This window comes from Phenylobacterium sp. Root700 (assembly GCF_001429025.1).
GTDB lineage: Bacteria > Pseudomonadota > Alphaproteobacteria > Caulobacterales > Caulobacteraceae > Phenylobacterium.
Map to the genome: position 1 here is coordinate 55,086 of NZ_LMHT01000028.1, position 8,891 is coordinate 63,976.

General features: G+C 58.1%; 9 protein-coding genes. 1 reads left to right on the plus strand and 8 read right to left on the minus strand.

Annotated features, from left to right (window positions below):
- Positions 1-145: 145 nt before the first annotated feature.
- Positions 146-706 (plus strand): PEPxxWA-CTERM sorting domain-containing protein, encoded by a 561-nt coding sequence (locus ASE02_RS22050; protein ID WP_082602083.1) that lies wholly within the window; start codon positions 146-148, stop codon positions 704-706.
- Here the strand turns inward: ASE02_RS22050 and epsI are convergent.
- The 8 genes from epsI to ASE02_RS14260 form a co-directional block, all read right to left on the minus strand.
- On the minus strand, positions 687-1,382 hold the full coding sequence (gene epsI / locus ASE02_RS14235; protein ID WP_056735195.1) for an exosortase-associated protein EpsI, V-type: 696 nt from the start codon (positions 1,380-1,382) through the stop codon (positions 687-689). The genes ASE02_RS22050 and epsI overlap by 20 nt on opposite strands.
- Complete coding sequence (xrtV, locus tag ASE02_RS14240; protein WP_156406063.1) at positions 1,379-2,254, minus strand: exosortase V; 876 nt, start codon at positions 2,252-2,254, stop codon at positions 1,379-1,381. Before xrtV ends, epsI begins: the two co-directional genes overlap by 4 nt.
- The gene (locus ASE02_RS14245; RefSeq protein ID WP_056735196.1) at positions 2,251-2,955 is read right to left on the minus strand and encodes a CpsD/CapB family tyrosine-protein kinase; all 705 of its coding nucleotides are present in this window, start codon (positions 2,953-2,955) and stop codon (positions 2,251-2,253) included. The genes xrtV and ASE02_RS14245 overlap by 4 nt, the downstream gene beginning before the upstream one ends.
- Entirely contained in the window at positions 2,952-4,319 is a 1,368-nt protein-coding gene (locus ASE02_RS14250; protein WP_056735197.1) for a Wzz/FepE/Etk N-terminal domain-containing protein, read from the minus strand. The genes ASE02_RS14245 and ASE02_RS14250 overlap by 4 nt, the downstream gene beginning before the upstream one ends.
- Before the next feature lie 25 nt (positions 4,320-4,344).
- On the minus strand, positions 4,345-5,187 hold the full coding sequence (locus ASE02_RS14255) for a polysaccharide biosynthesis/export family protein (RefSeq protein WP_056735198.1): 843 nt from the start codon (positions 5,185-5,187) through the stop codon (positions 4,345-4,347).
- A 20-nt stretch (positions 5,188-5,207) separates the two neighbouring features.
- Positions 5,208-6,392 carry an outer membrane beta-barrel protein gene (locus tag ASE02_RS22055; protein WP_156406064.1) on the minus strand — a complete coding sequence of 395 codons (1,185 nt, stop codon included), beginning with the start codon at positions 6,390-6,392 and terminating at the stop codon, positions 5,208-5,210.
- 227 nt (positions 6,393-6,619) lie between these two features.
- Complete coding sequence (locus ASE02_RS22390; RefSeq protein ID WP_156406065.1) at positions 6,620-7,450, minus strand: acyl esterase; 831 nt, start codon at positions 7,448-7,450, stop codon at positions 6,620-6,622.
- Positions 7,451-7,757: 307 nt separating this feature from the next.
- A partial coding sequence (locus ASE02_RS14260; RefSeq protein ID WP_162257174.1) for a calcium-binding protein occupies positions 7,758-8,891 on the minus strand: 1,134 nt, incomplete at its 5' end.

The window sequence follows — 8,891 nt, forward strand, 5'->3', positions numbered from 1 at the left end:
GCCTGATCAATGTGTGTCTCATTGGCTGGAACGAACCTTGCAGTCATCCCCCTTTGACAGGCATCTAAGTCTTCGAAATCAGAAACTCAGTCCATCGAAGTTTTGCGAATGGAGTGGGTCACCGGGCCACACGGGGGGACGATCAATGCAGTTCGCATCGAATGGTACAGCCAACAGGGCTCTTTTCGGCCTGCTGCTGCTGACAGTCACGTTTCCGCTGCCCGCCATGACGCCCGCGCTGTTATCCGATGCGGTTGGCGCGATGGCCCTGGTCTCGACTGTTTCACGGGCCGAGGCGGCACGATCTGTGCCGATCTACTTCATCCCCGTCCGACCTGGCGCCCCAAAACGGCCGATAGCCATGGTGGATGACGCTGTCCTGGACGGCATCGTGGATCCGACTTCGATCATTTACGAGGCCAGAGAGGAATCTCCCGGTTCCTTCGACCAAATTAGGCCGATGCCGGTAGTTGCTGAATTCGCCGTTCGGCCGCCTCTGTGGCGCCAACTGATCGCGCCTCCGACCGCAGGTGGAAGCGGCAACACGTTTCCATCGGCTGTCCCGGAACCCGCGACCTGGGCGATGCTGACCGGCGGCTTCATGCTGGCCGGCGCACTTCTCCGCCGCCGCCGGGATAGCCGCAGCAATTGCGCCAACAGATCAGCCCGACAAAATGAAACGGCGCCTAGGCCCTTATCGTCTTAGCCAGTTCCGTCCCGATAAGCGCTCGACGCTTGCCCGCAGGCACCGCGGCCAACAAGGCCGCGACGAACCCGTCCAACTGAGCGAAAGCTGCAGCCGAGTCGCCACTCACCACGGAAAAGCGGAACAACGCCCCGTCAGGGATGTAGCCCTGCATGGCGGTCCGAAGCCGGACCTTCCGCTGTTCGCCATTAGTGTCTGGCAGAAACTCGCCCATGCGCGTCCAGTAGACGATATTCTCCTGTCGGTCCGCCGTCTTTGCGACGACCTCACGCACTGGCACGGCCCCGCCGCCAGGGAGGTTCAACCGAGTTGTCCTGGCCGATAGAATATTGAAGCCAACAGCAGGATAGCAAGTCTCGGGCCTATGCAATTGCAAGAGGTCGCTTTGGGTATCACCGTAGGCGACGAGCATCATCACGGCCGCTCCAGTAGAAGCCTGGTGATAGATCCGGCTCACCATTTCGCTGTAGAGCATCGCCGCCAGTGAATCCTCCGATTTGGGTTGGACAAGGCCATCGGAATTCTCCGCTGACCAGTCCCCAAAGGTCAACGGTATGGCATCGGCCATCTTACCGCCCGTCAACAGCACCAGCCGAGCACGGGGCTTGAGGGCGTAGGCCGCGCCGGCGGCCGCGAGGCAGGTTCCGCCAATTAGCAGGTCGCGGCGGGCGATCATGCAGATTTCTCCCGACGTCCGAGGGCAAGAGACATAACGTTGTCCACAAGGAACACCAGCAAGAGAGCAGACGTGAACAGCAGCATCCCCGCCGCCATATGCAGGAAGCCTTGCGCTACCGCGTCACCGAAGAAATAGGTGAGCAACACTAACGTCGAAACGCGAATTATGTTCGCCACTACGGCAATCGGAATGACCAAGCAAACCAAAAGCAGCGAATACTTCCATGATGCGTTGCGTTGAAGGTAAATGTAGAAGAGGCTGATCGCCACCAGTCCGGTAATTGAATTCATCCCGGAGCAAGCGTCTTCCACCAAAAGTTGATACTGAGCCACCATCAGGGTCACGCCTTCGCGAAACACCGGCACCCCAACGGCCTGTAGACCGACTGTTGAAATATAGGAAACGAAGAGTTTCAGTGGTGCAGTGATACCATCAATGAACCAGCCTGGAGGCGGGATCAGAAAGGCTAAGTAAAACAGGGGAAACCAGGTCTTCAGCATCGCTTTGACGCCAAAGTGTGTATGCATCATAGCAAGAGCTACACCGTAGAGGCCTGCGACCTCGAGACTGATAAAGTCATAGGCGCGGCCAAATACATAGGTCGGCAGAGCGAACACGAGCATCAGCATCGTGATCCATGATTTACCTGGGCGTGCGATTTCTCTGAGTTCAGGTATCTTTCGCCAAATCAACCAAGCGCCGGTGACCAGCACAATTGGTCCATGAGCCCCGGCCTCTCTTGACCAGACCTGCTCACCAAGGGTTTTTGCCGTCGGAATCGCCATGACCGCAAGCGCGACAATCAGCGGCCACGACGACCACCATTTGAAGCCCGCTCCATTTTCAATTCGCGAGGCGGCCGATGTCATGACTTGGCCTCAACCAGGACCGTTCCGATAACATGAGCCCGATCCTCACGGAGTTGAGAAGCTAGAGTCTTGATGTCATTAACAAAACTACGATGTTTCTTAGCCACGATCATGCTGTAGCCAGCAACTGTACTGATCCGTCGTCCATCAGCGCAGCTGTTTGCTGGAGGAGTATCAATGATCGTCAGATCATAGTCACGCAGGCACCGTTCCACGACCTCTCCAAACCGATCGCTCGCGAGCAGCTCCTGGGCCCTCCCCGATACCTCACCAGCGAACATCACCGAGAGATTGTCGACAACATCGCCCTGAATATTCGCCGAAAGGTCGATCACTTCGCGTTCAAGGCATTGGCTCAGCCCCTCGACCGCCAGCGACGGCCGGATGAAGTTGTCGACTTGAGCGTTGCGCAGATCCCCATCGATCAGCAGAGTCTTGGTCCCAATCTGAGCCATCGCAACCGCCAAGTTCACGGCTGTGAATGTTGCCCCCACCCCCCCGCTGGCGGCGCAAATTGCCAGGCCCCGACGGCCATCCTCCAGGTGCTGGGCCATGATGTGCGTACGCAGCATTCGGATGGCCTCGGCGCGCGCGCCCTTTGGCTCCGACAGCATCACGACCTCCGGCGAAAAGCCGAAAGTCTGGCGCAGTTCAGCGGGTTCAGCGATCATCCCATCCATCAGATGTGCTTTCTGGCTCATGCTTTGGCCAATTTTCCGGTCGATGGAGGACGCCGACGATGAGGCAATTTTGGAATTCGAGCATGCCGTTCCCCGCTCGGCCCCTCGTCAATCACAGCGAGTAGGGGGACATCGATCGAGTTTTGCAGATCTTCGACGCTGCGAACTCGGCGCCCGAGAAGTTCAAGGAGCAATGATAGCAAAATTCCGAGCCCAAAACCGAGCGCTAGCGCACCACCAAGGATCAGCGGCTTATTGGGGAAGCTCGGCCGCTTTGGCGTTACAGACTCACCGAGCACACTGATCCCGGAATCTGCAACAGAAGCTTCCCGACGGAGCTCGGCGATGCGAGCCATCGACTTATTGTATTGATCGCGCCGCAAATTCACTTCCGACTGAAGCTGGGTCAGCTTTTCGATCTGCTCGCGCTTCTGGATAACTCGTGAGGTTTGAGAAGCAACCTCACGCTGTAGAATGCCAACGCTGGCGCTGGCGGCGCTCGCGGCCGCATTGGCGGCCGCACGCGACGCGGCCATTTCCTGTGCGGCGACTTGGGCAAGGGACGCCCTCTGCGCTCGCAACTGCACCATTTGGGGATGATTTGGCCCAAGATTTTGCGCGGCCTGCGCAATGGTGGCATCCAGCTGAGCAAGCTGAATCGACGACGGTGAAGAGATCGGCATCGGCGCCGCAACCATCGGCGGGGGGGCGGCCCCTTGGTTGGATAGCGCCCGAAGACGGGCAGTATCGACATCGGTATTGTCAGCTTGCATGACAATGCCGTGCTCTTTCTCGTAAGCCGTCTTCGCCCCATCGGCCGAATTCAAGAGGGCCTGCTCTTGCCGGGCTTGGGTTTCGTACCAGTCGGCAGTCCGAGTGGCCTCTCGCCGTCGCGTGTCGAGGGTAGACTCGATATAGGCGTTGCGAAGCGCATCAGCCATCGACTTGGCTTCACTGGGCGTGCTCGCCCTATAACCGATTTCCAGAATATTCGTGCCGTTCACGACAGTCACGGTTGTACTATCGATAATCCTTTGCGCGAGCCAACGGCGCATGTCCATGCCACCATTGTCAGTCGTCTGATACCGCGTAATAACATCCGGATTGGAGGTCCAATTGAGCTGATCAACGGCCTTGCCCGCTACATCATAATCTTTGATGAGCTCTGTCTGCGTGGCAATGTAGGTTCTCGATGCACCACTTGAAATCACTTCGCCAGTGATCGGGTCCGGCTTCAAGATATTGAGCATCACTCTCGACACACCCTCATACCTTGGGGGTACGATGATGATCGCGAGCAGCGCACCGAGCACGGTAAAAGTGGTCGTCGCTAGAGTAACCCAGCGTCGCGCCCAGAGAATTCGCAGAAATTGAAAGAGACTCATCTCATAATCCTCCCGCCAAAGCGCCCTAAAATAGTCGCTCGCCGACGATCAGTACGTCGCCTGGTTCAATCTTGGCGTCCCCGGCCAACTTGACCTTCTTTCCGCCTCGATTGACTTCGACCTTCTTATCGGAGCCTGAGGGTGTCAGGCCGCCTGCGCGCGCGATGGCCTGCCGGACAGTTAGATCCGATCGAACCGGGAACGTGCCCGGCGATACTACCTGACCAGAAATGTAGAAAACCTCAGCGACAGGCGCAAAAATCTTGTCGCCCGGCGTAACGTAGGGATCCTGGCTGGAATCGCCTGCCGACAGATCAGCGATCATGTAGCGGCGCTCAGCCCCCTTCTCCGGACGCACGATAAGGAAGTCTGCCGCATTGGCCTGCACACCGCCCACCCGCGCTAGGATTTCGGAGAGGCGATAGGCGCGATTGATCGGCACGAGGCTCGGACTGGCGACGGCCCCCAGGACCGTTACATACCGGCTGGCATAGTTCGAAACCTCGACGTTCACTGCGGGGTTTGCGTAGAATCCCCCCCCCTTCAGCGCGCGGGCGATTTCTCCACCCAGCTCCTTGGGAGTTTTGCCGGAGGCGACCAGTTTGCCGACTAGGTTCAACTGGATAGTGCCGTCCGTGTACACTCGGGCCCGTGTCTTGTCGGGCTGCCCGACGATTTCCACATCGATCACGTCCTCGGGGCCGAGAACATATTCCGTCCCGCCATCAGGCTGAGACACCGAAGGAGAAGGAATCGGCGCGATTGGCGGGGCGGCGCCCGAATTCACCTGGGCGGCAGCAGCCAAAGGATTGCCGACTATCAGGAGGCTTAGCACAGCGGCGAAATTGGGAACGTGGCGAATAGCCATGAGCTTCTCTCCGTCTCGATCTAGAAGGCCACGTCGGCGCTTACACCGATACGCTCGTTCGTATAGTTAAATTGCGGTGCGTTGGTGGTTCTTTCCTCACGCCCTGCACTAACGGTGAAGGCGAGCCGCTTGCTCTGTTGATAGCGCACGGACCCAAAAACTGACTCGGTTTCGGAGTCTGTCAGTTGATTGATCGGAAGCCCAAGAGCGCCTTCGGCATTTCGTTTCACTTTGGCTGCACCGGCATTGACCTTTATCCGCGAACCTAGGTCGTAATCCGCGGAAAGCCGATAAATGTCCGTCAAGTCGTAGGATCGCCCCACGCTTGTCGACGGCATCACCGAGCGGTCAAAGGCGCCTGAGAACCGCAGGCGATTGCTCGCGCGGTATGACAAATGGGCGGAGTAGGCCGTGATTTCGGATTTCCCGCTGGACCCCGGTACAACTAGGTGCGGCGTAACTTGGGTGTAGGCCACAGTGACCGATCCCTGTATCCGCGCACCCAACTGACGTTCATAAGTAACGCCAATAGCATCCAGATCGTAGCCATCTTCTATGATGCGATGCGGATACTCAGTCTTGTCGCGATTCCCATAGATAGTCAGAACACCAAGTGTCGGACGGCTATAGGTGACCCCCAACATCATCGATCTTCGCTCTGAGTCTGACTGCTGAGCAAAAGCAAGATCATTTCTTGCCCAATCTTTTGAAATTGACGCCACAACGCCGAGCCCAGTCTGACGCGCACATCGCACATCGCCGGCCACTCGGTCGGTCTCGCGAATGTTCTCCACATTTTCCACAAGCGTCGGATCGTCAAACTCGCTCACACCGCGGGTGTATCCCCCAGTTAGCGTAACGGCGCACATCCCCACTCGGCCGCGCACACCGCCGGCCACATTGAGCCGCTCACGATCGAGTTTGTCGTTCTTGTCATAGAATGAGTATCCCACCGCTCCGTTGAGAAAGAGCGCCTGGCGTCCCACAGGCAGCACCGCATCAACGGTCGCCGAAGGAGTGTAAATTGTGTCGGCAGGTGAAAGCCCACGCAACGCCGCCTGCCCTTTGCTGGTGCGTGCAACGTTCGAGTTGTGTTCAATTCCGCCCTGAAGGCCGAAGTCCAATTTTCGGACTTCCTGCGCCATTGCTGAAGAAGACAACGCAACCCAAAGGGCTCCGCCGACCGCCAGTTTTCCGTAGATCATATCAACGAACCCTTCCCGCCCCGAGAAAATCAAACTGCCGGATGATGAGGGAGAGATATCTCCCCGATCACGTTCACGCACCTAAAAAGCAAGAACTGCGCCACGGCTGAGGGTTCGCGAAGGTCATTGGAGACCGCTGGGACGCCAAGACGCTCACCGGTGTTACGGCTGGCCCAGGCATGAGGCCTAGACCGCCGAATCCGCCCGCGCCGCGGGCGAGCGTCTTGTCAACGACGCCTGGAAGCTTGCCTCATCAAGGCCGGAAAACGGCGACCAACATGATATAGAGAACGCGTGATGAAGTGCGAACTGAACGCCTTCGACAATAGCGATCCTCCAGACAGAAAGATGATCTCACAGGGCGCGGTGACCCATCGCATTCGGAATGCTCTGGCGTATTTCGCCACAAGGGCTGCGCGGCTACGCGCCAATGTCACATCTCGCACGCCGGGGCTGAGATGTTCTATATGAAAATCAATGACATATGACGTGTGGCCCAAGACATCGGCGATAATGCATATATCGGTCCCATAGAGATGGAAGCCTGACATATCGCGCGAAAATCCGAGATTGGCGCTTCGCTTGACGACAAGGAAATTCTCATCAAGCCCCCCTACACGTGCCGGAAGGTCCTCGATCCGTTGGTCCGCGCCATGGGGATCGGTAATCCTGACCGCGAGACGTCCCGGCGAGATCCCGCCAGAATTCCCACATACGGCCCAAGCCGGATCAAGCGCCTCCAATTCGTCGAGCACGAGATCAAGTCTCGGCCTGCCGTCCGCCAAAAGGAGCACATCCTGGTGGCAAAAAATAACTCGCTCCCCCCGCGCGACAGAAAGGAACAAATTTAAACCACTAAAGGCGTCATGGGCGTTTGATTTGGAATTGTCCAAATACAAATATTCACAATCATCGCCAAAAAAACCGCCCCGCTGAAAGGACTCAAGCATCCCCTCATACTGCGCGGGGCGCGTAACCAGCGTGCATATTGAGTATTTTATCCCATTCCCGACGGAACGTTTATCCGCCAATTCGGGTTTATTCACCAAGGGCGGCATTCGGCGCTTCTCATGCAAAACGGGTGGTGCGTCGTCTATACCCGTTCAAATGAGAATTTTCATCCGCGGCGCAAGATCAGACATGTAACGGGGCATTCTCGATGCGCCCCACGCATGACCCGCGGCGAACCGTGGACAACCGCCCCTACGGTCACGCCGCCGACCAGACCACCAGTTCATGTGCAAAATTTGCCACTAGAAGACCAAGCGCGCTCGGGCGGGAGTCGGCTCCCCCGCCGCGGGACATTTCCGCCGCGCCTCCGGCACGAGATTACGACCTCGCGCCGGCCCTAAGCACGATCAGCGATTAGAGATAGAAATCACCCGCAACGAGAGTGTGAGCGCCGGTGAGCTGAATCTTCATGTCCGCCACCCCGTCCCCGTTCACGTCGCCGTATAGCGTGGTGTTGCCGCCAGAGACCTCATATCGCAGTTCCCCCGCAACGCGGTGGAAAGCGCTCGAGCCGATGAATTTGAACGGGTCATTGGTCGCGGTGAGCACATTCGCGTCGATATCCACCAGGTGGATACGATCCCCTTCAGCGCGTGAAAAATCAACGATCCGGTCTGTCGAAGAAGCAACCCCAGCGATGATATCGTTCGCCTTGAATACAAAGCTGTCGGCTCCGCCCCCCCCGGTTAGGGTGTCAGAACCCAGGCCCGCGTAGATCAGGTCATTGCCCGCACCACCAGCAACGATGTCATTGCCATCGCCTCCAGAGAGGGTGTCAGCGCCATCACCACCATTGAGGCTATCGCTACCCGCTCCCCCGCTTAGGTTATCTCGGCCGCCGCCCCCGGCGAGCGTGTCATTCCCGTCGCCGCCATCAAGCCGATCATCTCCGCCAAGGCCGGACAGGACATTGTTCCCGCCATTGCCGACGATCGAATTGTCGCCGTCGTTCCCGGTCCCCACGAGACCGCCCGTCGATAGGCGCAGGGCTTCGACGTTGTTGCCCATTACATAATCGACAGACGATGTGATGACGTCATACCCAGCATTCGAGTCCTCAATCACCACGTCGCCGCTTGAGTTCACGACATAGCTGTCGTCTCCCGCTCCCCCGGCAAGGGTATTGCTCCCCGCACCACCGTAGAGGACGTCACTCCCGAGGCCGCCATCAAGCCGATCATCACCGTCCTGGCCGTACAGCGTGTCATTGCCAGCGCCGCCGGTCAGGACATCACGCCCTTCACCGCCACTGAGCTTGTCCGATCCATCACCACCAACCAGAGTATCCGCGCCAGACGAACCACTGATAGCGTCACCGTTCGGTCCGGCCTGCACAAACAGCCCGCCAGAAGAGTCGGCGACCGGAGGCGGGGCAACGGGCGACGACGCTTCGGGCGGCGCCACAAACCCATGATCGATCATCCACTGCTCTATGGCAGCTTTCCCGAAGTCCGTTACGGCGGTGTTCACCTCGTTGTCGATCTTCGT

Bases quoted from the DNA above. Each gene is read 5' to 3' on its own strand.
- ASE02_RS22050 (WP_082602083.1), top strand. From the start codon at position 146: ATGCAGTTCGCATCGAATGGTACAGCCAACAGGGCTCTTTTCGGCCTG.
- epsI (WP_056735195.1), bottom strand. From the start codon at position 1,382: ATGATCGCCCGCCGCGACCTGCTAATTGGCGGAACCTGCCTCGCGGCC.
- xrtV (WP_156406063.1), bottom strand. From the start codon at position 2,254: ATGACATCGGCCGCCTCGCGAATTGAAAATGGAGCGGGCTTCAAATGG.
- ASE02_RS14245 (WP_056735196.1), bottom strand. From the start codon at position 2,955: ATGAGCCAGAAAGCACATCTGATGGATGGGATGATCGCTGAACCCGCT.
- ASE02_RS14250 (WP_056735197.1), bottom strand. From the start codon at position 4,319: ATGAGTCTCTTTCAATTTCTGCGAATTCTCTGGGCGCGACGCTGGGTT.
- ASE02_RS14255 (WP_056735198.1), bottom strand. From the start codon at position 5,187: ATGGCTATTCGCCACGTTCCCAATTTCGCCGCTGTGCTAAGCCTCCTG.
- ASE02_RS22055 (WP_156406064.1), bottom strand. From the start codon at position 6,392: ATGATCTACGGAAAACTGGCGGTCGGCGGAGCCCTTTGGGTTGCGTTG.
- ASE02_RS22390 (WP_156406065.1), bottom strand. From the start codon at position 7,450: ATGCCGCCCTTGGTGAATAAACCCGAATTGGCGGATAAACGTTCCGTC.